Origin of the sequence: Variovorax sp. OV700 (genome assembly GCF_900099805.1) — a bacterium.
GTDB lineage: Bacteria > Pseudomonadota > Gammaproteobacteria > Burkholderiales > Burkholderiaceae_C > Variovorax.
In genome coordinates this window covers 508,888-533,899 of record NZ_FNDR01000003.1, presented here as the reverse complement: position 1 = coordinate 533,899, position 25,012 = coordinate 508,888, and the positions used below count along the sequence as shown (strand labels likewise).

Sequence of the window (25,012 nt, the reverse complement as noted above, 5' to 3'; positions counted from 1 at the left end):
TTATGCGCAACCAAACCCATCTTCCCGATCTCCTCTCGCCCGTCCTGAATCGCCGCCGCGCGTTGCTCGGCACGCTGAGCTTGCTCGCGCTGCCTGTAGCGCACGTCAGTGCCGCGCCCCCAGCGAAGCCGAAGCAACAACAGCGGCCCGACGTCTGGCCGCACGCGTCCCAGGTGCCGGGCGGCGTAGCACGCCTGTCGCTCGGTCCGAGCGCCAAACGACCGGCCGCCTTTTCAGGCGATGTGCCATTGCTCGTGCTGGGCGACGCCATCGAATGGACAGCGTTGGTGGGCATTCCGCTCGCCGCCACGCCAGGCGACGCAAGCATCGTTGCGCGCTCCGAGAGCAGCGCCGAAAAACAGGTCGCCTACACCGTGGCCCCCAAGCAGTACCGCGAGCAACGCCTCACGGTGCCACCGCGCACGGTCGACCTGTCGCCCGACGACGAAGCACGCTATGAACGAGAACGCGCGCACCTGGCCACCGTGATGGCAACCTTCACCGACCTGCGGCCCGATGCGTCGCTGCAGATGCGTGTCCCCGTGCCGGGCCGCCGCTCCAGCTCGTTCGGCCTGCGCCGCGTGTTCAACGGCCAGTCGCGCAATCCGCACAGCGGCATGGACATCGCGGCTGGCACCGGCACGCCCGTGCTGGCGCCGTTGCCGGGGCGAGTGATCGACACGGGCGACTATTTCTTCAACGGCGGCACGGTGTGGCTCGACCACGGCGGCGGTTTGCTGACGATGTATTGCCACCTGAGCCGGGTGGATGTGAAGGTAGGCGACGTGCTCAAGACCGGCGAGCAGCTTGCCGCCGTGGGCGCCACCGGGCGCGTGACGGGGCCGCATCTGCATTGGTCCGTGATGCTGAATCGGGCGATGGTGGATCCGGCGCTGTTCATTGCGGCTTGAGTCGCCACTCCGACCTCAGATCGGCTTCGTCAAATACACCGCCTCCCGCCCCACGATCACCCGCTGCGCGGGCATGAAGATCGTGCAGTCGTCGCACGGCGCGCGGATCTCGTCCGAGCCGTTGGTGGCGATGAGTTCGCCCTTGGCAAAGGTCTCGAAGCCGATCAACGGGCGCACGAATACAAACTCTTCCGACTTGATGACGTGGGTTTGCAGCAACTCGAAGCGGCGTTGCGGACCGGGCGCGGGCACGGCCGGGTCCTTGTCGATGAGGCCGAAGTGCGCCAGAAAATCGAGCGAGATGGCTGTGGCCAGCTCCGACGCAGAGCGCAGAAAGTGCTGGCCGCATTCGGCCACCAGCGCCACGCCCTTGCCTTCGGGGAGGCCATGGCGGCCATGTTGGATCAGCGGTGTGCCGGAGCCGAGGCCCTCGGGCATCACCAGATGCACCGAGGGGCGGCCGATGGCCATTGCAGCCTCGGCATTGCGATCGAACGCCGGGTACACCCAGAACGGAATCACCGGCTGGCTGGTGGAGTGAATGTCCAGGATATGGTCGGCCGCGCTCACCACCGGACGGAGCACGCGCGCGCGGCGCAGTTCGGGGCTGTCCTCGGTGCCGTCGAGCCATTCGGGCGACCAGATGCGATTGAGGTTGTGCACCAGCTGGCGGCTGTCGAAAGGCAGCGCCTTGTCGAAGGACTCGTACGCTTCCACATTGGCAAAGCTCACGGTGAGCGTGCCGATTTTCGGGCGCACGTTGGTGTCGAGCAGATGCGTGGCGGCGGTCATGCCGCAGATCTCGTTGCCGTGCGTGAGTGCGTTGATCAGCACGTGCGGGCCCGGCTTGCCGGACTCGAAGCGGTGCACGTAGTCGATGCCGACGTTGCCCTTGCGGTAGGAGGAGAGGTCGCGTGGGAGGACTTCGAGGGCGGGGGGCGTTTGGGTCATTGGCGTTGACGAAATTGAAGCGGACAGGTCGGGCGAGTTTGCTACAGGCTGCGCTTTCGTGCTTCTTGTGCTGCCAGCAGCTACGTCGAGCGGATGAGCGCGTACCGAGTTGACTTGCCCTGCCCCGTTTTTTCGAGCAAGCCGGATACCACCATCTCGGTCAGTTCCCGATATGCGGTGGCGCGCGACACGCCCGCAATGGCCACATATTTCTCCGTGCTCATGCCGCCCAGGAATCCATCGGGACCGGCGTCATAGAGCTTGTTCAACACTTTGCGCTGGCTCGGCGTAAGTTGCGGATGCGCGGTGTCCAGTTGGGCCCAGAACCCGGCCTTGGCGCCTGCGGCCTGGATCTGCGCCAGCGTCGAGAGGCACGCCTTTTCGATACAGCCGATGAACCAGCGCACCCAGGGTGTGACATCCATGTGCCCCTGCGCGCTGGCAGCCTGCAGCTGGTTGTAGTACCCGGCGCGGTCGAGCCACAGCTGCTGCGAGAGGCTGAACAGTCGCTGGTTGCTGCGCAGGTCCTGCGCCAGCGCCAAGTCGCTCAACGCCCGGCCGATGCGGCCGTTGCCGTCTTCGAACGGGTGAATGGCTTCGAACCATAGGTGTGCGATGGCGCTGCGCACGATGCCATCGATCTTCGGGTGCTCCCGCCCTTCTTCGAACCATTCGAGCAACGCCTTCATCTGCGCTGGCACATCACGGGAAGGAGGTGCTTCATAGTGCACCGTGTCGGGCTTGCCGATGCGCGGCGTGACGATCTGCATGGGGTCTTCGTGGACACGGTAGCCACCAGTGACGATGCGCGTGACGCCGCTTCGCCCGTTTGGAAAAAGCGCGGCATGCCAATCGAGGAGCCTGTCTTCTGCCAGTGGTTCATTCCAGCGCGCGATGGCCGCCTCAACGATGTCGAGCGTGGCTTCCGTGCGTGCATCCTTTGGCACGCGATCGGCGGGCGTGAGCCCCAGCCGCCGGGCCGCCGAGGCCCGTACCGAATTGACCTGAAGCGTTTCGCCCTCGATCTGCGCGGTAGCGATGGCTTCCTGCGTCCATTCGCCGAGTTGGAGCTCGCTCAGGTCGACGAGTTGAAGGTTGCCCGCCACGCCCAGCATGCGCCCCTGCGCCAGGCGCACAGCCGACAGCGCGGGCTGCAGCGCCTGCGCGTCGACTTCGAAGTGCGGCCATTTTTTGGCTTGCCAGATCCACATGAAGCGTATTCTAGGTAAATACGCTTCAAAAATGAAGCGTATTCAAGGCGAATGCGCTTCAGCACCGGTTGCGCTTACCAGTTCACCTCACGCTCCGGTGTCGCCGAAATGTGGTGAATCGACAGGTCAGCGCCGTCGTATTCCTCTTCCTGCGTGAGCCGCAGGCCCATGGCGGCCTTGAGTACGCCGTACACCACCGTTCCTGCAAGTGCAGCCCAGGCCACGCCTATCAGGGTGCCGATGAGCTGCGCCCACACGCTCACGCCGCCGATGCCGCCCAGCGCCTGCGTGCCGAAGATGCCGGCCGCGATGCCGCCCCAGGTGCCGCACAGGCCGTGCAGCGGCCACACGCCGAGCACGTCATCGATCTTCCACTTGTTCTGGGTGAGCGTGAACATCACGACGAAGATGGCGCCTGCCACGCCGCCCACCACCAGCGCGCCCAACGGGTGCATCAGATCGGAGCCCGCGCACACCGCCACCAGCCCGGCGAGCGGTCCGTTGTAGACGAAGCCGGGGTCGTTCTTGCCGAGCGCCAGCGCCACCAGGGTGCCGCCCACCATGGCCATGAGCGAATTGACGGCCACGAGGCCCGAGATCTTGTCGATGCTCTGCGCGCTCATGACGTTGAAGCCGAACCAGCCCACGCACAGCACCCAGGCGCCCAGCGCCAGAAAGGGAATGTTCGACGGCGGATGTGCGCTGAGCGAGCCGTCGCCGCGGTAACGGTTGCGGCGCGCGCCCAGCAGCAGCACGGCCGGCAGCGCGAGCCAGCCGCCCACCGCGTGCACCACCACCGAACCCGCGAAGTCGTGGAACTCGCTGCCCGTGAGTGAAGCAATCCACGCCTGGACGCCGAAGGCCTTGTTCCAGGCGATGCCCTCGTACAGCGGATAGACAAAGCCGACGATGACCGCCGTGGCGATCAGCTGCGGCCAGAACTTGGCGCGCTCCGCGATGCCGCCCGAGATGATCGCCGGAATGGCCGCGGCAAAGGTCAAGAGGAAGAAGAACTTCACCAGCTCGTAGCCGCTCTTGGCGGCGAGCTCGGTGGCGCCCACGAAGAAGTGCGTGCCGTACGCCACGCCGTAGCCCACCAGGAAGTACACGATGGTCGAGACCGAGAAGTCGACCAGGATCTTGACCAGCGCATTGACCTGGTTCTTCTTGCGAACCGTGCCCAGTTCGAGAAAGGCAAAACCGGCGTGCATGGCCAACACCATGATGGCGCCGAGAAGGATGAACAGCGCGTCTGCGCCCTGTTTGAGTGCGTCCATTGAAGCTTCTTGCAGTTTTCTGGTTTGAATTGGTGCATGCACCCGAATTGCCCGGCGCAGCGGCGCAAGAAAGCAAAAATGGTGCCTATTGGCTCTGCGATGGTGCGCTACGGGCCAAAACGGGGCTACTGCATTTCAGGGCGCACCGGAACAGGACACTGCCAAGCTACGGCACGAACTCACCGGCCCACCCCGGCATGCAGGGCCTCTCGATAGCGGCGGCTGCATGGCACGGTGGTGCCGTCGGCCATGTGGAGCCGGGCATCGCCGCCGTCGAGAGGCTCGATCTCCTTGATGCGGCCGAGGTTGACCGCATGGCTGCGGTGTACCCGCACGAATCGGACGGGGTCGAGCTGGGCCAGAAAGTCGGTGAGCGTGGCGCGCAGCAGGTAGTCGTGGCCGTTGACGTGCAGGCCGACGTAGTTGCCTTCGGCCTGGAGCCAGTCGATATCGCCCGCAGCAATGAGAAATTCGCGCCGCAGCTTGCGCACCAGAAATCGCTCTGGCCGGGCGGGCGGCACGGAGTGCTCTGGTGCGGTGGGCTGAATAGGCTCGGGCGCCGCCGCCTCAGGCGGATCGAGCACGCGCGCCTCGCCTTGCAGCCGCAGCATGAAGACACCGTAGACCCAGATGCCGAACACCATCGCCAGGTAGGCACGCACGTCCTTCAGGTATTCGTAGCCCCAGTGCCCGGTCCAGCCCGCATAGTCGTAGCGCTCGCCGGCCGCGGTGTAGACCATGGACCGCAGCGCGAACATCGCCGCCACGTGCACAACGCTGAAGACGACGCTTGCCGCCAGGTGCCAGGCCAGGTAGCGCAGCAGATGGGTGCGCGCCAGCGGCGACAGCCGGCGCTGGATGGCCACCACGGCCGGCACCAGCACCAGCAGCACCAAGTGGCTCGACACCTCCCAGGTGACGATTTCCCAGCTGGCGCGCGGCACCGCGCGGTCGCGCGCATCGACCAGCGCCACGATGGTGTTGAACACAGCCTGCAGCGCCATGAAGACGATCCAGAACCCCACTTCCACGCGGCGGCGGATGGGCTCATAGCGCTCGTACAGGTTCTTTTTTCGGGAATCTCCCATGCCCGGGATTCTCGCGATCCACGGGCCCTGCGGGAAAATTTCGCCCCCGCCGGCCACCGCTCGTCACAAAAGGGCCGCGATCCGTCCCTCGGGAAGACCGCGCGCGGCGCAACAACGCAACCATCGGCCCTCCTTCCCAAGCGTTTTCGAGGAGCGACCGATGAGCGCAACCCCTGACACCCCGTCCGCAGCGCCCGACCGCCGGCACGACATCGATGCGCTGCGCGCATTGGCCTTCTTGTTCGTCATCCTCTATCACGTGGGCATGTACTACGTGGCCGATTGGCCCTGGCACCTGAAAAGCCCGCATGCGGCAGAGTGGCTGCAGTGGCCGATGCGGGTGCTCAACCTCTGGCGCATGGACCTGGTGTTTCTCGTCTCGGGCGTCTCGCTGGGCTTTCTCGCCCGCAACCAGGACAGCTGGGCCCTGATTCGCAGCCGCGGCGTGCGGCTGATGCTGCCGCTGGCCTTCGCCATGGCGGTGATCGTGCCCTACCAGGCCTATGCGGAGGGCGTCGCCAACGGGCTGGTGGCGCCGGGCTTCGGCGCGTTCCTGCTGCGCTATCTCTCGATGGGCCACCCTTGGCCGAAGCAGGCCTTTGCCGGCGCTGAGTTCGGCATCACCTGGAACCACCTCTGGTACCTGCCCTATCTGTTCACCTATACGGCCATCATCGCGCTGACGCTGCCGCTGTGGAGGTCGCCCGCCGGCCAGTGGATGCGCCAGCGCTTCAACGGGCTGCGCGGCTGGAAGCTGCTGTTGCTGCCGGTGCTTCCGCTGCTGCTATCGACGATGCTGCTGGCCCGGCACTTTCCGCCCACCCACAACCTGATCCGCGACTTCCACCTGCACAGCATCTACTTCACGGTGTTTGTGTACGGCTACTGGATGGGCGTGGACACGGGCGTGTGGCGCGAACTGGAGCGCCTGCGGCGGGTTTCGCTGGCGCTGGCGGTAGCGGTGATCGCCACATTCGTCGTGCTGAGGCTCGGCGCCAAGGGGCCGCCTTCCGGCGTACTCATGGACACCTTGCGCATGCTCTACCTGTGGCTGGCGGTGGCCACCATCCTGGGCCATGGCCACCGCTACCTGAACCGGCCGTGGCCCTGGCTGCGCTGGGCCAACGAGTCGGTGTACCCGTGGTACGTGCTACACCAGACGCTGATCATCGCCGGCGCTGCGCTGCTGGCGCCCCTTGCATTGGGCCCGGTGCTGGAGCCCGCCTTGCTGGTGGCGTTGACCATCGCCGGCTGCTGGGCGCTCACCGACGGGCTGATCCGGCGCGTCAACTGGCTGCGGCCGCTGTTCGGGCTCAAGCCTCGGCGCACGAGCGCCGATCCGCGGGCTACTTCGCCGGAGGGGCCTCTTCCACCGGAACCAGGATTGCGCTCCCCGTCGCCACGAGCTTGAGACTGTCGCCCTCGCCCTGGCCATAGAGCTCGGCGGTCGCAAACACCTGCTTGCGCCCGGCCTTCACAACCTTGCCGCGTGCAATGAAGGCGCGACCCAGTGCGGGCGAGAGGCAGTTGACCGAGAAATGCGAGGCCAGCACCCGCCCCGCCACCGTGGCCGCCGCGAAGCCGCAGGCGGTATCGAGCATGGCGCCGATGAGCCCCGCGTGCAGGAAACCGGCGTACTGGCCCATGTCCTCCTCGCGCCACGCCATCCGCAGTTCGGCTTCGCCGTCAGCGGCGCGGGTCACTTCGAAGCCGGCCCAGCGATTGAAGGCGGCAGTCTTGTTGATGGCCTGGAGGGTGTCGAGCATGGCGGTCTTTCACGAAGAAGGATGAAGCGTCGAAAAAGCCACTCTACGAAGCAGCCCCGCTGCGCCCCGTCGCGCGGGCGACGCGCACGGCCCGATCAGCTGCCTTGGCGACAGCGCGCTTTTTTTTCAGCCCCTTAACCCCGGTCTGCGAGCCCCGCCGTATGAGTGGAGGAACGATCCACTACCGAGGCTCCGATGAAAGCTATCTCTTCCTCTTCTTTCCTTTTTCGCACCACCGCCGTTGCCGCGCCTTGGCTGATGCTCGCAGCCAGCGCGTATGCGCAGGCCCTCCCCACCGGCGCGGATGCATCGCGCATCACCCAGGTCAAGGTCTATCCCGGCAGCGCGACGGTGGAGCGCGTGGCACGAGTCGCGGCCGGCAGCCGATCCGTCACTTTCGCCTGCCTGCCCGCGGGGCTCGACGTGCAGAGCCTGCAGGTATCGGCCGGCTCATCGGTGCGCGTGGGCGAGACCTCGGTACTGAGCGAGCCACGCGAACTTTCGGCACGTTGTGCAACCAGCGCGCTCGACGGCCGCATTCGCGAGCTCGAGGACCAGAAGGCAGCACTCCAGGCCGAGAACGACGCGCTCGGCATGGTGACGGGTTATCTCAAGGGCCTCTCGGGCGGCGGCGAGTCGGCCCAGGGCGCACGCGCGCCAATGGACGCACGCAACCTCGCCGCGATGACCGAAGCCATGCGTCGCGCCGGGCAAGACTCGCTCCTCAAGCAGCACCAGATCCAGCGCAGGCAGGCCGACATCGACCGCCAGCTCAACCCGCTGGTGGCCGAGCGCACGCGCACACAGGGCAACGGCGCGCAGGTAGTGGCCGTGACCGTCACGCTGGCCGCCAGTGCCGATGCCGACGTGAAGCTCAGCTACCAGGTCAACGGCCCCGGCTGGACCCCCGCGTATCGCGCGCTGCTCGACACCGCCACGCGCAAGGTGCGCATCGAGCGCCAAGCCCTGGTGGCGCAGGCCACGGGCGAAGACTGGCGCGGCGTGAAGCTGGTGCTTTCCACCGGCCAGCCGCGCCGCGAAACCACCGGCCGCACGCCCGGCGCATGGCGCATCGGCATCGAGCCGCCGCAGCGTGCGCCGGCGAGCCCGGCACCGGCCGCAATGATGGCGGCACCAGCTCCCATGGTGTCCGCCGACAAGCGTGTCATGGCCGAGGCTGCACAGCCGCTCTTCGACGTGAACGTGTTCGACAACAGCTTTGCCACCGAATTCGCGGTGCCGCAGAGCATCGACGTGCCTTCCAACGGTCAGCGCGTGACGCTGGCGCTGGGCCAGCACGAAGACACCGCAAAACTTGCCGCGCGCACCAGCCCGCGCGTGGACGCTAGCGCTTTCCTGGTCGCCGAACTCGCGCAGCCGGCGGGCGTGTGGCCGGCCGGTGCGTTGCAGCTCTACCGCGATGGCAACTTCGTAGGCAGCGGCCGCTGGAACCAACCCAGCGATTCGAAGCTCACGCTCTCCTTCGGCCGCGACGAATTGGTGCGCGTGCAGGCCGAGCCCGAGCAGGACAGCCAGGGCACGGGCGGCTTCGTCGGTTCGCGCGCCGAGCGCAAGGTACAGCGTGCCTACGTGGTCGAGAACCGCCACCGCACGCCCATCGCGGTGCAGGTGCTGGAGGCCGCTCCCGTGTCGGTCGACGAGCAGGTGCGCGTGGCTGCGCAGTTTTCGCCCCAGCCCGGTGAACTGGCCTGGAACAAGCAGCCTGGCCTCGCGATGTGGAGCTTCGATCTCGACGCGGGCAAGACCGCGCGGGTGGCAGCTGACTACACCATCAGCTACCCGAAGGACGCGCGGCTGCAGATGCGCTGAGCGCGCAGTTCAGTGCGTCTGGGGCGCCTGGCCTTCACCGGGCTCGGCGCCCGGCTTCCGCTTCTTGCCCCGCGCCGCTTTCTTTGCCTGCCGCTCGACGTCGATGCGCTGCCCTTCCGCAAGCCACTGCGCGAATTCCTCGGGCGTCTCGAGCGTGATGCGCCCGAGGTTGCCGGCACGAAACTCGTGCATCACGATCTCGGCCGCCTTCTGCAGGTTGACGCGGCCCTTGCCCAGCAGCGCACCGCGCTTGCGGCCGATGGCGTCGAGCACGTCCTCGTCCTTCATCCCGGCGATGGTTGCTGCATCGAGCTCGACCAGCTTGAATCGCTCCGCGATGCCCGCCGCATAGTGCGTCTTCAGGTAGTTGAGCAGCTCCAGTGCCACTTCTTCCTCGTCGAAGGCGTTGCGCCCCACGGCGCCGCTGGCCGCAAGGTTGTAGCCGCTCTTGGGCACCACGATGCGCGGCCACAGCATGCCGGGCGTGTCCCACAGGTAGAAGTCGTCGGCCAGCGTGATGCGCTGCTCCAGCTTGGTGATGCCGGCCTCGTCGCCGGTCTTGGCCTTGCGGCTGCCGGTCAGGGTGTTGATGAGGGTCGACTTGCCGACATTCGGTATGCCGCAGATCAGCACGCGCATCGGCTTGGCCATGCCCCCGCGGTTGGGCGAGAGCTCATGGCAGGCGCGAACGATGGCCTGTGCGGGCGTGGTCTGGCTGGCGTCGAGCGGGATGGCGCGCGTGGACGGCAGCGCGTTGTAGTGCGCGAGCCAGAGCGCGGTGCGCCCGGGGTCGGCCAGGTCCTGCTTGTTGAGCACCTTGAGCGAGGGCCGCCCCGCCGTGAGTTCGGCCAGCATCGGGTTGGCGCTGGAGCCCGGCAGGCGCGCGTCGAGCAGCTCGATGACCACGTCGATGTCCTTCACCCGCTCGGTGATGGCCTTCTGGGTCGTGTACATGTGCCCGGGGAACCACTGGATCGCCATCGATGGATGCTCTTTCTTTCGCTTTGTCTGGAATCGGCCCGAAGGCGGGTGGGCATTGTGACCCCGGAATGTGCGCTAGGTCACACCGCTATGCTTTCGATAGCCTCGAATGCCGATTCTGCCTGCGTCCGAGGAATGTCGGCCTCTAGAATGCGCGCGCTGCGGCCGCAGCCATCTTCAATAAGTACCGAGGGAAATCCATGTTCAAGCGCCTTGCCGCTGCCGCCCTGTTGGCAGCCACCGTCCTTCCCGCGACCGTCGTCCATGCGCAGCGCCCCTCGCCGCCGCAAGGCCCGATGCTCAGCGGCTACCTGTGCTGCAACATGCGCACCTACGGCAGCTCGATCAGCGACATCAACTACGACGAGCAAGGCACGAGCATCGTGGCGGTGGGCACGCCGGCGCGCATCACGGCATACGACTTCCGCTGGTTCGACACTGATCTCGGCGGCAAACCCCAGCGCATCAAGAACGACTACAGCCGCAACATCACGCTCGCCGATTTCGCGAAGCGCTATGTGGTGACCGAAGATCCGAAGCAGAAGATGGCCGCCTTCCCACCCGCCGTCCGCGATGCCATCGTCGCCGGAAAGGTGGCGCCCGGCATGACGCGCGAACAGGTGCTGATGGCCATCGGTTATCCGGTGGCCGGCGAGAACCCCAGCCTCGACGCACCCACGTGGCGCTACTGGCGCGACAGCTGGTCGGAATACCAGGTGATTTTCGACGACAAGGGCTTGGTCAAGACCGTCGCGGGCAACCCCGTGGCGCTCAGCCGTGTGCTGGCATCAACACCTTAGTTCGCCCGTTGCGCGCGACGCGCACAATCCCCTAGAGGTTTTTGGATTGCGGGGGGCAGTTCCTCTGATATCGCCCCTATGATTTGACCGAGTGCGGCGCATGGACGCGTCGGTCGAATCGAAACTTTTTTGTTGGAGTTACCGCGATGAAACCCGTCTCCGAACTGCTCAAGCGCCACGATTCCGCGGCCTGGCGCACCTCGCCGGACACCAGCGTGTTCGATGCGCTGGCCACACTGGCCCACTTCGAGGTGGGCGCGCTGATGGTGATGGACGGCGACCGGCTGGTGGGCTTTCTTTCCGAGCGCGACTACACCCGCAAGGTGGCGCTGCAGGGCAAGAACTCCAAGGAGATGAAAGTCTCCGAGATCATGACGCCCGACGTGATGACCGTGACTCCGCAGACCCACACGCGGGCTTGCATGTCGCTCATGAGCCAGCGCAAGTTTCGCCACCTTCCCGTGGTCGACGGCGACAAGGTGGTGGGCATGATCTCCATCCAGGACCTGATGGACGACATCATCAACGAGCACGAGCAGACGATCGACCAGCTCACCAGTTACATCCGGAGCTGAAAAAAGCCCCGTCCCGGACCATGCCCGGCCCGGGGGTGGGGAACATGCCTACGCGCAGGGTCACCGTTTAGGGCGCACAGTAGGGGCTCGTTCATCCATCAGCAGGGACATGGCATGCAGATTCAGGTCAACACGAGCAACGGCATCAACAACAGGGACGCCCTCGAGCGCTGGGCCGACACCGAGATCAAGCAGCAACTGGGCCGTTTCGTCGAGGACGTGACGCGCGTCGAGGTGCATCTGAGCGACGAGAACCACGACAAGGCCGGCGGCGGCGACAAGTGCTGCGTGATGGAAGCCCGCCTTGCCCACCACCAACCGCTTGCAGTTACGCAACACGCCGCCAGCCTCGACGAGGCCTTCCGTGGCGCGGCGGACAAACTCAAGCGCCTGCTGGACAACACGCTGGGCCGTCTCAGCAACCACCGCGACCGCGAATCGATCCGCAGGGACGCGGGCTTTATCGCGGAGTAGCCAGAAAATCCAGCAGCAGGCGGCTCACTTCGGCGGGCTGCTCCTGCTGCACCCAGTGCCCCGCCCGCTCGATCCAGTGCACGCCGCGCAGCTGTGTGAAGGCCGTCGCCTGCATGGCTTCGAAGTCGCCCGGCTTCTGGAACACGCCCCAGTCGCTGCGGCCCGCGATAAAGCACGCGGGCACGTCGATCGTGCGCCCCGACCAAGCCTGCATTTCCGGAATGTAGCGCCCGCCGGTGCCGCAGCGATACCACTGCAACCCGCCCTGGAAGCCGGTCCGCGCGTATTCGGCGGTGTACACGGCCAGGTCTTCTTCGGGCAACCATCGGCAGGCGGCGATCTGTTCGGCGGAGGGCATTTCAGCAGCCACCGTCTCGGCCATGGTCTGGTCGGCCTGCATCACGTAGTAGGTGGGCAGGCGAGCCAGTTCGTCGGCGCTCATTGCGGCCAGCGCGAAGGGCCGGTTCTGCGGCCAGTCGGCACTCTTGTGGTGGTAATAGCCGCGCAGGAAGGCATGCAGCCCTTGCGGTGCCAGCCGCATGTCGGCATCGGCCTCGGGCCCCGAGTAGTACCACTGATAGTGTTTGCGTGGCGGATGCAGGGCGGCCAGGCCATCGAGCAGGTGCCGGATGGCCTGCGCGAACACGGGTGCCGCCCCAGAGCTCGGCGGGCCCGGAAACGGCGCGCTCATCAATGCAACCGAGCGGAACACGTCCGGACGGGTCAACGCGCACCAGGCCGCCACCGGCGAGCCGAAGTCGTGCCCCACCACGGCCGCCGTCTGGTGGCCCAGCGCGGACACGAGCCCCGCCGCATCCCGTACCAGGTTGAGCAGGCGAAACTCGTCCAGCCCGGCTTCGTAGCCCTGCTGCCAGCCCGTGGTACGGCCATAGCCGCGCTGATCGGGTGCGACCACGTGAAAGCCCGCCGCGGCCAGCGGCAACATCACCTTGCGCCAGCTGTAGGCCAGCTCCGGAAAACCGTGCAGCAACAGCACGCAAGGGCGCCCCGGCGCATCGAAGCCGGCTTCGAGCACGTGCATGGACAGGCCATTGCCGTTGTCGACCTGGCGCGCGCGGATGCCCACGGGCAATGGGATGGGGGCAAGTTCGGCGATGGTCATGGGGATTTCCGTGGTTTTGACGGTTTCGGCGCGAGCGCCCGGACGCGGGGTGTTTCGGCGGGAATCAACGGCGGCCGGTGGCCGGTGTGCATCCACTCGTCGTAGAAGTCGATCTTGCGATCGACCAGTGACAAGGCGCGTTTCCAGTCTGCAATGGTTTCGGCCACACGCGCACGGTGCGCTGCGAGCATGCCGCGGCGCTGCGGCAGCGTGGCCCTGCCCTGCAATGCGAGCGCGGTGTATTCGCGCATCTCGGCAATGGACATGCCAGTGCGGCGCAGCCGGTCGATCAGGTCCAGCCAGCCGACGTGCATCTCGCCATAGAGACGTCGGCCACCCTCGTCGCGCGAAACGCCGGGCACCAGGCCCTGCGTCTCGTACCAACGGATCGCGTGCACCGTGCGGCCGGTGCGCGTGGCGAGCTCGCCGATGTGAAAAGGGATGCCGCCGTCAGCCGGCATGGGCATGGGGAGCAGAGGCGGGCGGCGCCTCGAGCGCCTCCTGGACCAGTGCGGTGTCGAAGTACTCGGTCAGCTCTTTCACCTTGCCTCCTTCGAGTCGATAGATGTAGCAATAGCGGTTGTTGTACCGCTTGCCGGCCTTGGTGGGCACGTCGCCGCTGAAGAGCACCACCACCCGGTCGTCCTCGGCAATGATGCGCTCGGTATGGCTCACGTAGGGGCCCGCGAACTGCGCGAACAGCGGCTTGATCAGCTCTTCGCGGATGGCCGCCTTGCCCGCGTAGGTGCGCGACCATGGCGTGGTGCCTTCCAGCGTCCAGCGGGCGTCGTCGGCCAGGCTGTCGATGAAGAGCTGGCCGTTGCCCTTGTCCAGCTCGGCATGGATGCGCTGCACCAGCGCCTTGTTGTCTGTTGTCGTGTTCATGGCTGCTTGTCCTCGTCGAATGAATGAACCGGAAGCCCCGGTCGATTCATTGGAAATGCTCGAGTGCACTTCAGGTCAAGCGCCATGGACAGGATTGGCGCGTCAGCCCTTGCGCGTGTTTGCGGCCATGGCCTTGCCGACCTCGTTGCTGCCTTGCGCAGTGCCGCTCTGCGGCACGATTTCACCCTCGCGCGAAGTCACCTCGGCGAGCCGCGCGGCCAGTTGCTCCGGCGTGTCCGCACCGATGCCGAGCCAGGCGCCCTGCGTCAGCGTGATGTGCGCGGCCTCGAAGGTGCCGGCACCCGCGCAGAGGATGGTGCGGTTCGGCGCGTCCGTGGAGGCCAGCACCAGCATGGCGGGCACCACGGCCTCCGGCTTGAGCGCATCGAGCACCTCCTGCGGCATCAGGCCCTCGGTCATGCGCGTGGCCGCCGTGGGGGCCAGGCAATTGACGCGGATGTCGTTCTTGGCACCCTCGATGCTCAGGGTCTGCATCAGCCCCACCAGCGCGAGCTTGGCGGCGCCGTAGTTGCTCTGGCCGAAGTTGCCGTAGAGGCCGGACGACGAAGTGGTCATGACGATGCGGCCGTATTTCTGCTCGTTCATGAGCGCCCAGACGGCCTTGGTGCAGTTCACAGCGCCCATCAGATGCACGTCGACCACCAGCCTGAAATCGGCAAGCTCCATTTTGGCGAAGCTCTTGTCGCGCAGGATGCCGGCGTTGTTGACGAGGATGTCGACCCGGCCCCAGGCATCGACGGCCTGCTGCACCATGGCCTGCACCGCGTCGAAGTCGGTCACCGAGGCGCCGTTGGCCATGGCCTCCCCGCCCGCGGCCTTGATCTCGTCGACGACGGCCTGTGCCGCGCTCACCGAAGCGCCGGAGCCGTCGCCGGCGCCGCCCAGGTCGTTCACCACCACCTTGGCGCCGCGCGCCGCCAGGGCCAATGCATGCTGGCGGCCCAGGCCGCCGCCCGCGCCGGTCACGATGGCCACTCGGCCCTTGAAATCGATGGTGCTGTTGCTCATGTGTCGCTCTCGCTGCTTTGCTGGGGAATGGGGATGTGCAGGCCATGGCGGCCGCGAGGCGTTTTACCTCAGAAAAGCGGGCCGGGCCGACCGGCCGGCCGCCAGCTCAGTCGCGCGCGTGACGCAGGGTTTCGCAATAAGCAACCAGCTGGTCGAGTTCGGCCGACTTGTCGAAGAAGGCATCGGCGCCCAGTTGCTCGGAGCGCTGGCGCATGTCGTCCGTGGCGTAGTTGCTCAGCACCACGACTTTTTGCTTCGCCTTGCGGTTGCGGCAGGCCTTGATCACGCCAAGGCCGTTGCCGCGCTCCAGGAACAGGTCGACGATGGTCAGGTCCCAGTCGTCGCGATGCTGGCGCAGCCAGCGCACCGCCTCTTCCTCGCTGCTGGCGCAGGCCACCACGTCAGCGTCGGCCACGTCGTGAAGGAACCCGACGAGGTTTTCACGGATGAGGGCACTGTCCTCGACAAGATAGGCCTTGAAAGTCATACCAAAATTTCCGGCCAAACCGCGGGCCGGAACAAAAAACTGGAGCTTGCGGGATGCATGTCTCCATGGTCTCCACGGTGGCGGCGCCCGCAGTGGGTCATGCCGGCCAATGCCTGTAGGCCATCGGCCCCCGCCGCTGTCGTCAGGCGGGCTGCGTGACGGTGAGACGCGTAGGACAGGGACGGGTCAGGCCGCGACGGCCATCCGGCCGCGGCCGAACCCCAGGCGTGCCGGCGAGACGTATTGCTCGCGATAGATCTCGAACGGCATGGTGTCCGCGGCCTCGATGCGCTTCTGCTCCTGGATCGATTCTTCGGTCATGTGCTCGAACGCGGCCTGCTGCTCGGCCGAGAACGGCAGCGCCAGCAGCGTGGCGCGGGTCTGTTCGGACTGGGCCCGCACGAAGCCGATGAAAGAGTTGCCGTGCCGCTCCTCGACGGCAGCCAGCACGCGCGCCGAGGGTAGGCTGTCCGGGTTCTGCAAGGCGGAAAGCGCCGCGCGAACCGCGTCGGCATGCTGCGTGCCGCCATTTGCAGCGTCAAGCGCCGCGGCGATGGGCAGGCACTGCTCGACCAGTTCCACGCCCCAGTCGGTCAGCGAAACGTCGCGCCCACCGCGCAGCAGTTGCAGGCCCGGCTCGCGTCCGCGCGCGGCGGTGAGATGCTGGTTGTGGGCCAGTTCGGCAATTTCCTTGGGCGTGTCGGCGGGGCTGTCGCTCAGAAGGCACTGCAGCAGGAACACGTCAAGGAAGCGCATCGTCTGTGCATTGATGCCCACCGGCTCGAAGGGGTCGAGGTCCATCAGCCGCACCTCCACGTACTCGACACCGCGCTCGCGCAGCGCATGCAGCGGACGCTCGCCGGGGTTGATCACGCGCTTGGGCCGGATGGTGCCGTAGAACTCGTTCTCGATCTGCAGCAGGCTGGTGCCCAGCTGGTTGTAGTCGCCGCCGAGGTTTTGGATGCCGATGGCCTCGTAGGCCGGCCACGGCCGCGTGAGTGCGTCCTGCAGCGAGGCGGCGTAGCCTTCGAGGCTGTTGTAGCTCACGGCCAGCGAGGCCTGCGCGTCGCTCTGGTAGCCGAGCCGGCCCATGCGCAGGGAGGTCCCGTGCGGCATGTACATGCTGCCATCGCCCAGCGCCTGGAGCTCGTGCGGACGGCCCGCGACAAAGCTCGAACACAGCGCCGGCGATGCGCCGAACAGGTACAGCAGCAGGAAGGCATGCCGGCGGAAGTTGCGGATGAGCGCGAAATACTGTTCGCTCGACACGTCGGGCAGCGACCAGTTGTAGTGAATGCCCGAGATGGTCTGCATGCGTCGGCCGTAGCGGTGGCTCAGGCCCATGCGGTAGACGCTCTTGGCGCGCCCGACGTTCGACGAGCCGTAGCGCCCGATCGGAATGGTTTCGTCGGTCGGCAGGCCGCAGGGCATGCTCGACACCCAGAGCCCCTCGTCGCCGAGCGAATCGAGCACGCGGTAGGTGAACTGGTGCACGCGGGTCAGTTCCTCGAGCGCCGACTCGACACCCGCATGCACGCCCGTGATGAGCTCGAGCTGCGACTCGCTGAAGTCGGTGGTGATGTGCGGATGGGTCAGCGCAGACCCGAGGGCGATCGGGTGGGGCGTGAGCGCAAGCTTGCCGTCCGGGAGCGCGCGCAGGCTTTCCTTCTCGATGCCGCGCCGCATTCCCTTCAACCGCGCGGTCGAGAGTGCACTCAACCTTTCTTGCAATCTGCTGCTCATATTGTTATGACCCGTCATTCTCTGAGGGGCTGGAAGGTAGCACGGCCGCGCGGGCATTGCTGGTGCAGGGAATCCCGACTTCCGCTAGGCCGCACGGCGCTACGGTTTTGATAGCTGAGTTCATGGGATTCGGCGCCCTCCTGGATTCGATCCGCGAACCTCAGTCGCGCCCTTCTCCAAGATCGATCTCGTTGCACTCGTAGACGGAGATCTGCGGCATGCCGTCGGCCATGGCGGCCAGCGCCTTCGCGAACGCGCGCGAGGCCTCGACGCCGAAATGCGCCTTCAGCGCTGCCATGTCGCTCCACCGCTCCACGAAGGTGAGCCGCAGCGGCTGCTGCACATTGGTGCTGACCTCGTGCGAGATGCAGCCGGGTTCGGTGCGCGAACGCAGCACATGCTCCACGCTGATGGCCAGCATTGCGTGCAGGGTTTCTGCCTTGGCCATGGCGTGCCCGATGACGAGGATCATGGTGTCGTCTCCTGCTTTGTCGCGTATGGGTGAAGGTGTCGAAAAAAGCGTCAGGAAGCCAGAACGCGCAGAAGAAACCGGTTCAGGTCGGCAATTTCCTCCATGCAGACCGAATGCGCCATCGTGTACTCGTGCCACTCGACGGGATGGCCAAGCGCGATGAGAGCGTCGCGCGACTGCAGCGCCCTTTGGAGCGGCACCACCGGGTCTTGCCGGCCATGGGCCAAAAAGACCGGGGTCTCGTGATTGGCCGCGTGCCGCTCGGCTGCGGTGGTGGCCGCAATGGGCAGATAGCCCGAGAGCCCGACGATGCCCGCCAGCCGCTCGGTGTGGCGCAGGCCGGTCATCAGCGCCATGGCGCAGCCTTGCGAAAAACCCGCCACCACGATGCGGCCGGCCGCGATGCCGCGGGCCTTCTCGTTGGCGATGAGTGTCTCGATAGTGGCCTGCGAACGGCGCAGTCCCGCCTCGTCCTCGCGCGCGGCCAGGTCGGCCACGGCAATGTCGTACCACGCCGGCATCTGGTAGCCCCCGTTGATGGTGACCGGGATGACCGGGGCATTGGGGAACACGAAGCGAACCGGGCCCACGCTCGACAGGTCGAGTTCGTTGGCAATCGGCACGAAGTCGTTTCCATCGGCGCCCAGGCCGTGCATCACGATCACCGTGGCGGTGGGATGGGGAGCGGTTTCGATTTCGATCGGGGAGCGGGACATGGTCGGTAGAAGGTATTCAGAGACGCAAAAAACCAGACCTTAGCGCATTCGGGCCGGGCGGGGCGCGGTCTCACGGAATGCAACACAATGGCGGTTCCGTGAAGAACCCATGAGCCTGCATCCGAAGCCCCCTCTCGCCGCCACGCCGCCCGACAGCGAAACCCTGCTGCGCCAGAGCGGCCTGCGCGTGACGCGCGCCGCGCAAACCGTGGTGGAACTGCTCGCGCGCGCCTCGCAGCCGCTCACGCACGACGACGTGGTTGCCGCCTACACCGCCGCCGCCGGCGAGGCGCCCGACCGCGTGACCATCTACCGCGTGCTCGACCGCCTGGTCGAAGCGGGCCTGTGCGACCGCCGTGTGGGCGCGGACCGCGTCAACCGCTTTTCGCGCCACGTGGAGGCCGCTTCGGGCAACATCTTCGAATGCGACCAGTGCCACAAGGTGCTGGCCCTGCCCTCCGACCCCGAGCTGCCCAAGGTGATGAGCCGCCTGGGCCGGGAACTGCGCAAGCAGGGCATCGACACCCGCCACACCGCGCTCACGCTGCACGGCACCTGCGGGGAATGCAGGGGCTGAAGCCCAGGAGCTACACGTTCCAGGACGGAAACGGATCGGGAAAGTTGGTCCACCACGAAGCGCCGTAGCGCATTTCGCTCTCCGTCAGCAGGCAGGCATCGAGCCGCGCACGCAGGCCGGGTTCGTCCATGCCGATGCCGATCAGCACCAGCTCCTGCCGTGCGTCGCCGGTGTCCGGGTCCCAGTTCTTGCGGATGGCTTCGAGCGCGTCCTCGTCGGAAGGCCAGTGCTCGCGCGGCACGGCGGCCCACCACAGGCCGGCGACCCCATGGCGGCAGGCGCCACCGGCCTGCGACCATGAGCCTGCCCGCGTGGCGCGGCTCGCGAGCCAGAAGAATCCCTTGGAACGCACCACGCCTTCCCATTCGCTTTGCACCAGCTCCCAGAAGCGCTGGGGATGGAACGGCAGCCTCGCGCGGTAGACGAAACTGCCGATGCCGTAGGTCTCGCTCTCGGGCGCATGCTCGCCGCGCAGTTCCGCCAGCCATCCGGGCGCGCGTTCAGCCTGCTCGAAGTCGAACAGGCCCGTGTCGAGCACGCGGTCGAGCGCGATGCGGCCGAACTCCGAGGCCTCGATGCGCGCACGCGGGTTGAGGCTGCGCAGAATGGCCATCAGGCGCTCGCGCTCCTCGGCCGTGACGAGGTCGGTCTTGTTGACCACCAGCACGTCGCAGAACTCGACCTGCTCGATCAGCAGGTCGACCACGGTGCGGGTGTCCTCGTCGCCCAGCGACTGGCCGCGCTGGCCCAGGCTGTCGGGCGAGCCGTAGTCCCGCAGGAAGTTGAAGGCATCGACCACGGTGACCATGGTGTCCAGGCGCGCCACGTCGGCAAGACTCTTGCCGTCCTCGCCCGCGAAGGTGAAGGTCTCGGCCACCGGCAGCGGCTCCGAAATGCCGGTCGATTCGATCACGAGCTGGTCGAAGCGCCCTTCCTTCGCGAGCCGGCCAACTTCCACGAGGAGGTCTTCGCGCAGCGTGCAGCAGATGCAGCCGTTGCTCATCTCGACCAGTTTCTCGTCGGTGCGCGAAAGCTCGGCGCCGCCGGCCCGCACCAGAGCCGCGTCGATGTTGACCTCGCTCATGTCGTTGACGATGACCGCCACGCGACGCCCCTCGCGGTTGTGCAGGATGTGGTTGAGCAGCGTGGTCTTGCCGGCGCCGAGAAAGCCGGACAGCACGGTGACGGGAAGGCGGTCGGTCATGGGTATGGCTATATATGCAACAGAATTGCATTATAGGAAGCAATGCAACCATGTTGCGTTTGGTGGGGCATCGGCTTTTTCACTGCCGTGCCGACCGGCATAGACTCTTGCGCGCGATGCAAAACCCCGCCCTGCCCGTTCTCTACAGCTTTCGCCGCTGTCCCTACGCAATGCGCGCGCGCCTGGCGGCGGCCGCGAGCGGCGAGCGCTGCGAGCTGCGAGAGGTAGTGCTGAAGAACAAGCCCGCCGAGATGCTCGCGGCGTCGCCCAAGGGCACAGTGCCGGTGCTTGTGCTGCCCAATGCCACCGTGCTGGAACAAAGTCTAGACATCATGCTGTGGGCGCTGCGCCGCAACGATCCGTTGCGCTGGCTGGAGCCCGGCGCTGGAACGCTCGCAGACATGCTCGCGCTCGTGGCTGAGTGCGACGACCAGTTCAAGCCGCGGCTCGATCGCTACAAGTACCCGGCGCGTTTCGAGGGTTCGTCCGCCGATGCGCGCGAGTTGGGCGTCCGGTTTCTGTTGGATCTGGAGGCGCGGCTCTCCGACTCCGGGCAGCTTTTCGGCGCGCGGGCCTCGCTGGCGGATGCGGCCGTCATGCCCTTCGTGCGGCAGTTCGCAATGGTCGAGCCCGCATGGTTCGAAAGCCAGCCGTGGCCCTTGCTGCGCGCCTGGCTCGCGGGCTGGACCGGTTCGCCGCTGTTCGAGCGTGCGATGTGGAAGTACACGCCGTGGATCCCCGGCGAAACCGGCGTCGTCTACCCGCCGGCCTGATCAGCCGAAGTTCGGCGCCCGCCGCTCGCGCAGCGAGGCCACGCCTTCGCGCACGTCGGCGCCCGCGAAGCCCATGAATTCGAGCGCCAGCGAAGCGTCGAAGGTCGGCCCGGCCTGGCGCAACCAGTTGTTGAGCGCGTACTTGGTGAGGCGGATCGCGCTCTGGCTGCCGGCCGCGAGCCGGTCGGCCACTTCGTAGGCCCGCGGCAGCAGGTCGGCCTCGTCCACCGCGAGCGACACCAGGCCGATGCGCTCGGCCTCTTCGCCGCTCACCGGTTCGCACAGCAGCAGGTGGTACTTGGCCTTGGCCATGCCGCACAAGAGCGGCCAGACAATGGCTGCATGGTCGCCCGCGGCTACGCCCAGGCGCGTGTGGCCGTCGACGATCTTCGCGCCCTTGCTGGCAATGGAAATGTCGGCGAGCAGGCCCGCCACCAGCCCCGCACCCACGGCCGGGCCGTGCATGGCGCTCACGATGGGCTTGTCGCAGTTGATGAGGTTGTAGACGAGGTCGCGCGCTTCCTTCCAGACGCGCTGGCGCACCGCGTCGTCCGTGGTCATGTCCTGCACCATGGCCAGGTCGCCGCCGCCCGAGAAGCCCAGCCCCTCGCCCCGCAGCACCGCGCAGCGCACCGTGTCGTCGGCCGACACGTCGCGCCATATTTCGGCCAGTTCGCGATGGCCGTCATGGCCTGCCGTGGGCAGCTTGCCGTTGGTCGCGCGCATCTGGATGTCGAGCACCGCATCGCCGATGCCGCGGCGCGTGATGGCAAGGGTCTGGTAGCGGGCGTAGTCCATGGCGTGTCTCCACCTCGCACTGCATGCGAGGACTTTGTTTTTTGTCGAAAGACGGGACGCCTATTTTCGCGCGGCGACCTCGCGGCAGCGCTGCACATTGGTCTCGAAGCGCGATGCCAGCCCGGGGTCGCACCCGTCGCCCGAGGGATTCAGCTTGCACATGCCGACCACCACATAGTCCATCACCGCCTCGGTGCACATCGGGTACTTCGCGAGGTCGGGATTGGCCTGTGCCTTGAAGCCCCAGCGCTCTGAAAACTGCACGGTGCGTGCCATCGCACCCTGAAAGAAGCTGCGGTCCCTGGCGGCAATGGCCGCCTCCATGCGAGGTAGTTCTTCGTTCAGGTAGCCGACCGAGTCCAACGGGAAGTCCGAAGGCGCCTGCTGTGCACTGGCGATGGATACGGCCAGCATGAACAGCGGCAAGGCGACGAAGGTGCGAAGCCGCGAGGACGTAGGCGCGAAACGGTTGGGCGTGCGGTGTGATTGCATGGCTCGGGATTTTGCAACGTCTGGAAGCATCTTTTCGTGGCGGACGCCACATCTACCTGCCTTTTTTCGGCCGGTCGAACTTGCGCCAGTACTGGAATTCGTCCTCGTGCACTTCGAGATCGACCTCCGAAATGCGCGACTGGAGGCGCTCCTGCACGTCGGCCACGGCCTTGTTGTAGACGATGGGGCCGACCTCTTCAAGAAAGAAACCGAGCAGCGCGCCGGCCGCGATATTGCCGATCTTCTCTTCCATGTTCTCGTTGAAGTAGCGCTCGATCGAGGCGATGGCCTGCTGGCGCGCTTCCTTGGATATTTCGATGGTCATGCGGACTGCTCTTCGATTCCTGGAAATTGGGCCGATCCATTGTGCCGCTACCATGCGCTGCGGCCGCGCGCGGCTCGCAGCACAAAGACCTACAACACGGAGACCGCTTCATGAAATTCCATCCGGCTGCACTGGCCGCCCTGGCCCTGGCCGCTCTCGCCGGCTGCACCAACCTGACACCCACCGTGCCGCAGCGCCAGCTGATGCTGGTGGCGAACGACGAAAAGCAGTCGTGGAGCGACGCCGGTGCTGTGATCCTCGGCCCGATGGGCCGCGACACGGTCCAGGTGCTCGACATCGGCACCGACCCACTCGCACCGAAGCTCGTCGGCACGCTGCAGCTCGACAACACCATTGCCGGCCCGCCGACCAACCTTGCGATCACGCCCGGTGAAACGCTGGCGCTGGTCGCCAACTCGCTCAACGTGGTGGAAGAGAACGGCGTGCGCAAGCAGGTGCCCGACAACCGGCTCTTCGTGATCGACCTGACCACCACGCCGCCCAGGCTGATCGACACGCTCACCGTGGGCAAGCAGCCCTCGGGCCTGTCGATCAACCGCGCGGGCGACCTGGCGCTGGTGGCCAATCGCGCCGACAACTCGGTCAGCGTGCTGCGCATCGCGGGCAAGAAGGTGACGCTGATCGATACCGTCGCCATGAACGATTCGGTGGCGCACGTGCGCTTCACGCCCGACGGCAAGCGCGCGCTCGCAGCCAAGTTCCCGACCCACAAGATCGCGCTGCTCGAGGTGAACGGCGAGAAGGTCAGCTACAACAAGGTCGATCTTGCGGCCGGCCTCTGGCCCTACAACGTCGACGTGACGCCGGACGGCAAGCTTGCGCTCACGGCAGACAACGGCAACTCGGGCGCGTCGGACGGGCAGATCGACACGGTGAGCGTGATCGATCTGGAAGCTACGCCGCCGCGTGTGGTCGACAAGGTGGTGGTGGGCGACGGCCCCGAAGGCCTGGCCGTGAGCCCGACCGGCCGGCATGCCGTGGCCGTGCTCCTGCGCGGCAGCAACGCGGCGAAGAACGCCTACTTCTACAACCGCAACGGCTCGGTGGTGCTGCTCAAGATCGACGGCAAGAAGGTGACGCGTGCCAACGAGGTGGTGGTGCGCGGGCTGCCCGAAGGGGCCGTATGGAGCGCGGACGGCAAATACCTGTACGTGGGCAACTTCATCGACCAGGACATCACGATCCTGCGCGTGGACGGCGACACGCTGGTGCCGACGGGCAAGTCGTTTCCGTTGCAGGGGCATCCGGCCGCGATGCGCGGGACAATGTCGCACTGACCGAATGAACGCTCAACGCAACCCGACCTGAACGCAACGCCATGGCGCAACCCAAACGACAACTTCGCACGCTGGAACGCGGCATTCTCTGCCTCGTGATCGGTGCCGCCGTTCTGCTGGCGCCGCGCTTCCTGCAAGGCACGCGCTGGTTCGATATGGTGGCCGGCGCCTCCGTGGTCGGCTGGTTCGCGCTGGCGCTGGGCGTGGCGCTGGTGGCGGTCGGCCTCTTTCAGCGCGGCAAATAGCGCGGGCAAGAACCGGCCCGCAGCCCGCAAGGGCTCAGGCCTTCTTGCCGCGCAGCTTGCCCACGAGTTCCGCGCCCGCCAGCACGATGGCGCCCGCCACGATGCCGATGCCTGCGTTCACCCCCATCGAGCCGAGCGCGCCGAACACGCCGCCCGTGGCCTTGGCCCAGTCTTCGACCGCATGGCCGAACGCGGGCACGCCGTGCACCAGAATGCCGCCGCCGACCAGGAACATGGCCGCGGTGCCCGCAACCGACAGCCCCTTCATGAGCCACGGCGCCGCAGCGAGAATGCCTCGCCCCAAAGCCTGCGCGGCCTTGCTGGCTTGCTGGCTCAAATACAGGCCCGCGTCGTCGAGCTTCACGATGCCGGCAACCAAACCGTAGACGCCGACGGTCATGATCAGCGCAATGCCCGCGAGCACCGCAAGCTGCGTGGTGAAGGGCTGGCCCTGCACGGTGCCCAGCGTGATGGCGATGATTTCGGCCGAGAGGATGAAGTCGGTGCGCACCGCGCCCTTGATCTTGTCCTTCTCGACCGCCACCACGTCGACGGTCTCGTCGGCCACGGCGCGCTCGTGGCGCGCGGTGTCGGCCTCGTGCTCCTTCTTGTGCAGGAACTTGTGCGCAAGCTTTTCGAAGCCTTCGAAGCAGAGAAAGGCGCCGCCGATCATCAGCAGGGGCGTCACCAGCCAGGGCAGCCAGGTGCCGATGGCCAGCGCCGCGGGAACGAGGATGGCCTTGTTGATGAACGAGCCCTTGCACACCGCCCAGACCACCGGCAGTTCGCGGTCGGCCTTGACGCCCGAGACCTGCTGCGCATTGAGCGCAAGGTCGTCACCGAGCACGCCGGCCGTCTTCTTGGCAGCGAGCTTGGTAAGGATCGAGACGTCGTCCAGGACGGTCGCGATGTCGTCGAGCAGCAGAAGCAGGCTGGTGGCCATGGAAAGGTCGGTATGGAAAAAAGAACCGGCGAGCTTAG

The 25,012-nt window shown here is 66.5% G+C and carries 29 protein-coding genes; 10 read left to right on the top strand and 19 right to left on the bottom strand.

The features are described 5' to 3' along the window. The first annotated feature begins 2 nt into the window (after nt 1-2). Entirely contained in the window at nt 3-911 is a 909-nt protein-coding gene (locus BLR24_RS09505) for a M23 family metallopeptidase (protein ID WP_093016110.1), read from the top strand. A gap of 15 nt (nt 912-926) precedes the next feature. Here BLR24_RS09505 and BLR24_RS09500 read toward each other — a convergent pair whose 3' ends face one another. The 4 genes from BLR24_RS09500 to BLR24_RS09485 all read right to left on the bottom strand — a co-directional run bounded on the left by BLR24_RS09500 (nt 927) and on the right by BLR24_RS09485 (nt 5,438). Beyond that, the gene (locus tag BLR24_RS09500; protein WP_093016107.1) at nt 927-1,862 is read right to left on the bottom strand and encodes a M14 family metallopeptidase; all 936 of its coding nucleotides are present in this window, start codon (nt 1,860-1,862) and stop codon (nt 927-929) included. An 80-nt stretch (nt 1,863-1,942) separates the two neighbouring features. Next, nucleotides 1,943-3,073: a Fic family protein gene (locus BLR24_RS09495; protein ID WP_093016104.1), complete on the bottom strand. Its 1,131-nt coding sequence runs from the start codon at nt 3,071-3,073 to the stop codon at nt 1,943-1,945. A gap of 74 nt (nt 3,074-3,147) precedes the next feature. Beyond that, nucleotides 3,148-4,350, bottom strand: a complete 1,203-nt coding sequence (locus BLR24_RS09490; protein WP_093016101.1) for an ammonium transporter — start codon at nt 4,348-4,350, stop codon at nt 3,148-3,150. A gap of 179 nt (nt 4,351-4,529) precedes the next feature. Next, nucleotides 4,530-5,438: a LytTR family DNA-binding domain-containing protein gene (locus tag BLR24_RS09485; RefSeq protein WP_093016098.1), complete on the bottom strand. Its 909-nt coding sequence runs from the start codon at nt 5,436-5,438 to the stop codon at nt 4,530-4,532. 160 nt (nt 5,439-5,598) lie between these two features. Here BLR24_RS09485 and BLR24_RS09480 point away from each other — a divergent pair, with 160 nt between their 5' ends. Next, on the top strand, nt 5,599-6,849 hold the full coding sequence (locus tag BLR24_RS09480) for an acyltransferase family protein (RefSeq protein ID WP_093016095.1): 1,251 nt from the start codon (nt 5,599-5,601) through the stop codon (nt 6,847-6,849). Here the strand turns inward: BLR24_RS09480 and BLR24_RS09475 are convergent. Continuing rightward, complete coding sequence (locus BLR24_RS09475; RefSeq protein ID WP_055799013.1) at nt 6,785-7,204, bottom strand: PaaI family thioesterase; 420 nt, start codon at nt 7,202-7,204, stop codon at nt 6,785-6,787. The genes BLR24_RS09480 and BLR24_RS09475 overlap by 65 nt on opposite strands. A gap of 195 nt (nt 7,205-7,399) precedes the next feature. On the opposite strand from BLR24_RS09475, the gene BLR24_RS09470 reads away from it, so the two are divergent. Further along, nucleotides 7,400-9,034, top strand: a complete 1,635-nt coding sequence (locus BLR24_RS09470) for a DUF4139 domain-containing protein (protein WP_093016092.1) — start codon at nt 7,400-7,402, stop codon at nt 9,032-9,034. Nucleotides 9,035-9,043: 9 nt separating this feature from the next. On the opposite strand, the gene ylqF is transcribed toward BLR24_RS09470, so the two are convergent. Then, entirely contained in the window at nt 9,044-10,015 is a 972-nt protein-coding gene (gene ylqF / locus BLR24_RS09465) for a ribosome biogenesis GTPase YlqF (protein ID WP_093016089.1), read from the bottom strand. A gap of 200 nt (nt 10,016-10,215) precedes the next feature. Here ylqF and bamE point away from each other — a divergent pair, with 200 nt between their 5' ends. The 3 genes from bamE to BLR24_RS09450 all read left to right on the top strand — a co-directional run bounded on the left by bamE (nt 10,216) and on the right by BLR24_RS09450 (nt 11,864). Beyond that, a complete protein-coding gene (gene bamE, locus BLR24_RS09460) occupies nt 10,216-10,815 on the top strand; it encodes an outer membrane protein assembly factor BamE domain-containing protein (protein ID WP_093016086.1) in 600 nt (199 codons plus the stop codon). A gap of 146 nt (nt 10,816-10,961) precedes the next feature. Continuing rightward, nucleotides 10,962-11,390: a CBS domain-containing protein gene (locus BLR24_RS09455; protein WP_093016083.1), complete on the top strand. Its 429-nt coding sequence runs from the start codon at nt 10,962-10,964 to the stop codon at nt 11,388-11,390. Nucleotides 11,391-11,504: 114 nt separating this feature from the next. Next, complete coding sequence (locus BLR24_RS09450) at nt 11,505-11,864, top strand: HPF/RaiA family ribosome-associated protein (protein ID WP_093016080.1); 360 nt, start codon at nt 11,505-11,507, stop codon at nt 11,862-11,864. Here the strand turns inward: BLR24_RS09450 and BLR24_RS09445 are convergent. The 8 genes from BLR24_RS09445 to BLR24_RS09410 all read right to left on the bottom strand — a co-directional run bounded on the left by BLR24_RS09445 (nt 11,851) and on the right by BLR24_RS09410 (nt 18,319). Further along, nucleotides 11,851-12,987: an alpha/beta fold hydrolase gene (locus BLR24_RS09445; protein ID WP_093016077.1), complete on the bottom strand. Its 1,137-nt coding sequence runs from the start codon at nt 12,985-12,987 to the stop codon at nt 11,851-11,853. The two genes, BLR24_RS09450 and BLR24_RS09445, sit on opposite strands and share 14 nt — an antisense overlap. Then, entirely contained in the window at nt 12,984-13,448 is a 465-nt protein-coding gene (locus BLR24_RS09440) for a MerR family transcriptional regulator (RefSeq protein ID WP_093016334.1), read from the bottom strand. Before BLR24_RS09440 ends, BLR24_RS09445 begins: the two co-directional genes overlap by 4 nt. Continuing rightward, a complete protein-coding gene (locus BLR24_RS09435) occupies nt 13,438-13,872 on the bottom strand; it encodes a nuclear transport factor 2 family protein (RefSeq protein WP_093016074.1) in 435 nt (144 codons plus the stop codon). The genes BLR24_RS09440 and BLR24_RS09435 overlap by 11 nt, the downstream gene beginning before the upstream one ends. Nucleotides 13,873-13,974: 102 nt before the next feature. Continuing rightward, nucleotides 13,975-14,901: an SDR family NAD(P)-dependent oxidoreductase gene (locus BLR24_RS09430; protein WP_093016071.1), complete on the bottom strand. Its 927-nt coding sequence runs from the start codon at nt 14,899-14,901 to the stop codon at nt 13,975-13,977. Between the two features lie 106 nt (nt 14,902-15,007). Further along, nucleotides 15,008-15,388, bottom strand: coding sequence for a response regulator transcription factor (locus BLR24_RS09425; RefSeq protein ID WP_093016068.1), 381 nt, complete (start codon nt 15,386-15,388; stop codon nt 15,008-15,010). A gap of 186 nt (nt 15,389-15,574) precedes the next feature. Beyond that, nucleotides 15,575-17,131 (bottom strand): glutamate--cysteine ligase, encoded by a 1,557-nt coding sequence (gshA, locus tag BLR24_RS09420; RefSeq protein ID WP_093016065.1) that lies wholly within the window; start codon nt 17,129-17,131, stop codon nt 15,575-15,577. A 160-nt stretch (nt 17,132-17,291) separates the two neighbouring features. Next, the gene (locus BLR24_RS09415) at nt 17,292-17,603 is read right to left on the bottom strand and encodes a putative quinol monooxygenase (protein WP_093016062.1); all 312 of its coding nucleotides are present in this window, start codon (nt 17,601-17,603) and stop codon (nt 17,292-17,294) included. 50 nt (nt 17,604-17,653) lie between these two features. Beyond that, entirely contained in the window at nt 17,654-18,319 is a 666-nt protein-coding gene (locus tag BLR24_RS09410) for an alpha/beta hydrolase (RefSeq protein ID WP_093016059.1), read from the bottom strand. A gap of 109 nt (nt 18,320-18,428) precedes the next feature. On the opposite strand from BLR24_RS09410, the gene BLR24_RS09405 reads away from it, so the two are divergent. Beyond that, entirely contained in the window at nt 18,429-18,896 is a 468-nt protein-coding gene (locus tag BLR24_RS09405; protein ID WP_093016056.1) for a Fur family transcriptional regulator, read from the top strand. A gap of 10 nt (nt 18,897-18,906) precedes the next feature. On the opposite strand, the gene zigA is transcribed toward BLR24_RS09405, so the two are convergent. Further along, nucleotides 18,907-20,100 carry a zinc metallochaperone GTPase ZigA gene (gene zigA, locus BLR24_RS09400; protein ID WP_093016053.1) on the bottom strand — a complete coding sequence of 398 codons (1,194 nt, stop codon included), beginning with the start codon at nt 20,098-20,100 and terminating at the stop codon, nt 18,907-18,909. Nucleotides 20,101-20,216: 116 nt separating this feature from the next. On the opposite strand from zigA, the gene BLR24_RS09395 reads away from it, so the two are divergent. Then, nucleotides 20,217-20,873, top strand: coding sequence for a glutathione S-transferase (locus BLR24_RS09395; protein WP_093016332.1), 657 nt, complete (start codon nt 20,217-20,219; stop codon nt 20,871-20,873). Here the strand turns inward: BLR24_RS09395 and BLR24_RS09390 are convergent, their stop codons facing one another. The 3 genes from BLR24_RS09390 to BLR24_RS09380 are packed head-to-tail and all read right to left on the bottom strand — an operon-like array spanning nt 20,874 to nt 22,488. After that, nucleotides 20,874-21,671 carry an enoyl-CoA hydratase/isomerase family protein gene (locus BLR24_RS09390; RefSeq protein ID WP_093016049.1) on the bottom strand — a complete coding sequence of 266 codons (798 nt, stop codon included), beginning with the start codon at nt 21,669-21,671 and terminating at the stop codon, nt 20,874-20,876. It abuts the gene before it with no gap. A gap of 60 nt (nt 21,672-21,731) precedes the next feature. Further along, on the bottom strand, nt 21,732-22,163 hold the full coding sequence (locus tag BLR24_RS09385; protein ID WP_093016046.1) for a hypothetical protein: 432 nt from the start codon (nt 22,161-22,163) through the stop codon (nt 21,732-21,734). A gap of 52 nt (nt 22,164-22,215) precedes the next feature. Beyond that, nucleotides 22,216-22,488, bottom strand: a complete 273-nt coding sequence (locus BLR24_RS09380; RefSeq protein ID WP_093016042.1) for a DUF2164 domain-containing protein — start codon at nt 22,486-22,488, stop codon at nt 22,216-22,218. Nucleotides 22,489-22,598: 110 nt separating this feature from the next. Between BLR24_RS09380 and BLR24_RS09375 the strand changes: the two genes are divergently transcribed. Continuing rightward, the gene (locus tag BLR24_RS09375) at nt 22,599-23,786 is read left to right on the top strand and encodes a lactonase family protein (protein ID WP_093016040.1); all 1,188 of its coding nucleotides are present in this window, start codon (nt 22,599-22,601) and stop codon (nt 23,784-23,786) included. 41 nt (nt 23,787-23,827) lie between these two features. Continuing rightward, nucleotides 23,828-24,031 carry a hypothetical protein gene (locus BLR24_RS09370; RefSeq protein WP_093016037.1) on the top strand — a complete coding sequence of 68 codons (204 nt, stop codon included), beginning with the start codon at nt 23,828-23,830 and terminating at the stop codon, nt 24,029-24,031. A gap of 34 nt (nt 24,032-24,065) precedes the next feature. Here the strand turns inward: BLR24_RS09370 and BLR24_RS09365 are convergent, their stop codons facing one another. Further along, complete coding sequence (locus BLR24_RS09365) at nt 24,066-24,974, bottom strand: DUF808 domain-containing protein (protein ID WP_093016034.1); 909 nt, start codon at nt 24,972-24,974, stop codon at nt 24,066-24,068. Nucleotides 24,975-25,012 lie beyond the last annotated feature (38 nt).

What these genes read in the sequence shown, in the direction of transcription:
- BLR24_RS09505 (WP_093016110.1), top strand. Translation starts at nt 3, where the DNA reads ATGCGCAACCAAACCCATCTTCCCGATCTCCTCTCGCCCGTCCTGAAT.
- BLR24_RS09500 (WP_093016107.1), bottom strand. Translation starts at nt 1,862, where the DNA reads ATGACCCAAACGCCCCCCGCCCTCGAAGTCCTCCCACGCGACCTCTCC.
- BLR24_RS09495 (WP_093016104.1), bottom strand. Translation starts at nt 3,073, where the DNA reads ATGTGGATCTGGCAAGCCAAAAAATGGCCGCACTTCGAAGTCGACGCG.
- BLR24_RS09490 (WP_093016101.1), bottom strand. Translation starts at nt 4,350, where the DNA reads ATGGACGCACTCAAACAGGGCGCAGACGCGCTGTTCATCCTTCTCGGC.
- BLR24_RS09485 (WP_093016098.1), bottom strand. Translation starts at nt 5,438, where the DNA reads ATGGGAGATTCCCGAAAAAAGAACCTGTACGAGCGCTATGAGCCCATC.
- BLR24_RS09480 (WP_093016095.1), top strand. Translation starts at nt 5,599, where the DNA reads ATGAGCGCAACCCCTGACACCCCGTCCGCAGCGCCCGACCGCCGGCAC.
- BLR24_RS09475 (WP_055799013.1), bottom strand. Translation starts at nt 7,204, where the DNA reads ATGCTCGACACCCTCCAGGCCATCAACAAGACTGCCGCCTTCAATCGC.
- BLR24_RS09470 (WP_093016092.1), top strand. Translation starts at nt 7,400, where the DNA reads ATGAAAGCTATCTCTTCCTCTTCTTTCCTTTTTCGCACCACCGCCGTT.
- ylqF (WP_093016089.1), bottom strand. Translation starts at nt 10,015, where the DNA reads ATGGCGATCCAGTGGTTCCCCGGGCACATGTACACGACCCAGAAGGCC.
- bamE (WP_093016086.1), top strand. Translation starts at nt 10,216, where the DNA reads ATGTTCAAGCGCCTTGCCGCTGCCGCCCTGTTGGCAGCCACCGTCCTT.
- BLR24_RS09455 (WP_093016083.1), top strand. Translation starts at nt 10,962, where the DNA reads ATGAAACCCGTCTCCGAACTGCTCAAGCGCCACGATTCCGCGGCCTGG.
- BLR24_RS09450 (WP_093016080.1), top strand. Translation starts at nt 11,505, where the DNA reads ATGCAGATTCAGGTCAACACGAGCAACGGCATCAACAACAGGGACGCC.
- BLR24_RS09445 (WP_093016077.1), bottom strand. Translation starts at nt 12,987, where the DNA reads ATGACCATCGCCGAACTTGCCCCCATCCCATTGCCCGTGGGCATCCGC.
- BLR24_RS09440 (WP_093016334.1), bottom strand. Translation starts at nt 13,448, where the DNA reads ATGCCGGCTGACGGCGGCATCCCTTTTCACATCGGCGAGCTCGCCACG.
- BLR24_RS09435 (WP_093016074.1), bottom strand. Translation starts at nt 13,872, where the DNA reads ATGAACACGACAACAGACAACAAGGCGCTGGTGCAGCGCATCCATGCC.
- BLR24_RS09430 (WP_093016071.1), bottom strand. Translation starts at nt 14,901, where the DNA reads ATGAGCAACAGCACCATCGATTTCAAGGGCCGAGTGGCCATCGTGACC.
- BLR24_RS09425 (WP_093016068.1), bottom strand. Translation starts at nt 15,388, where the DNA reads ATGACTTTCAAGGCCTATCTTGTCGAGGACAGTGCCCTCATCCGTGAA.
- gshA (WP_093016065.1), bottom strand. Translation starts at nt 17,131, where the DNA reads ATGAGCAGCAGATTGCAAGAAAGGTTGAGTGCACTCTCGACCGCGCGG.
- BLR24_RS09415 (WP_093016062.1), bottom strand. Translation starts at nt 17,603, where the DNA reads ATGATCCTCGTCATCGGGCACGCCATGGCCAAGGCAGAAACCCTGCAC.
- BLR24_RS09410 (WP_093016059.1), bottom strand. Translation starts at nt 18,319, where the DNA reads ATGTCCCGCTCCCCGATCGAAATCGAAACCGCTCCCCATCCCACCGCC.
- BLR24_RS09405 (WP_093016056.1), top strand. Translation starts at nt 18,429, where the DNA reads ATGAGCCTGCATCCGAAGCCCCCTCTCGCCGCCACGCCGCCCGACAGC.
- zigA (WP_093016053.1), bottom strand. Translation starts at nt 20,100, where the DNA reads ATGACCGACCGCCTTCCCGTCACCGTGCTGTCCGGCTTTCTCGGCGCC.
- BLR24_RS09395 (WP_093016332.1), top strand. Translation starts at nt 20,217, where the DNA reads ATGCAAAACCCCGCCCTGCCCGTTCTCTACAGCTTTCGCCGCTGTCCC.
- BLR24_RS09390 (WP_093016049.1), bottom strand. Translation starts at nt 21,671, where the DNA reads ATGGACTACGCCCGCTACCAGACCCTTGCCATCACGCGCCGCGGCATC.
- BLR24_RS09385 (WP_093016046.1), bottom strand. Translation starts at nt 22,163, where the DNA reads ATGCAATCACACCGCACGCCCAACCGTTTCGCGCCTACGTCCTCGCGG.
- BLR24_RS09380 (WP_093016042.1), bottom strand. Translation starts at nt 22,488, where the DNA reads ATGACCATCGAAATATCCAAGGAAGCGCGCCAGCAGGCCATCGCCTCG.
- BLR24_RS09375 (WP_093016040.1), top strand. Translation starts at nt 22,599, where the DNA reads ATGAAATTCCATCCGGCTGCACTGGCCGCCCTGGCCCTGGCCGCTCTC.
- BLR24_RS09370 (WP_093016037.1), top strand. Translation starts at nt 23,828, where the DNA reads ATGGCGCAACCCAAACGACAACTTCGCACGCTGGAACGCGGCATTCTC.
- BLR24_RS09365 (WP_093016034.1), bottom strand. Translation starts at nt 24,974, where the DNA reads ATGGCCACCAGCCTGCTTCTGCTGCTCGACGACATCGCGACCGTCCTG.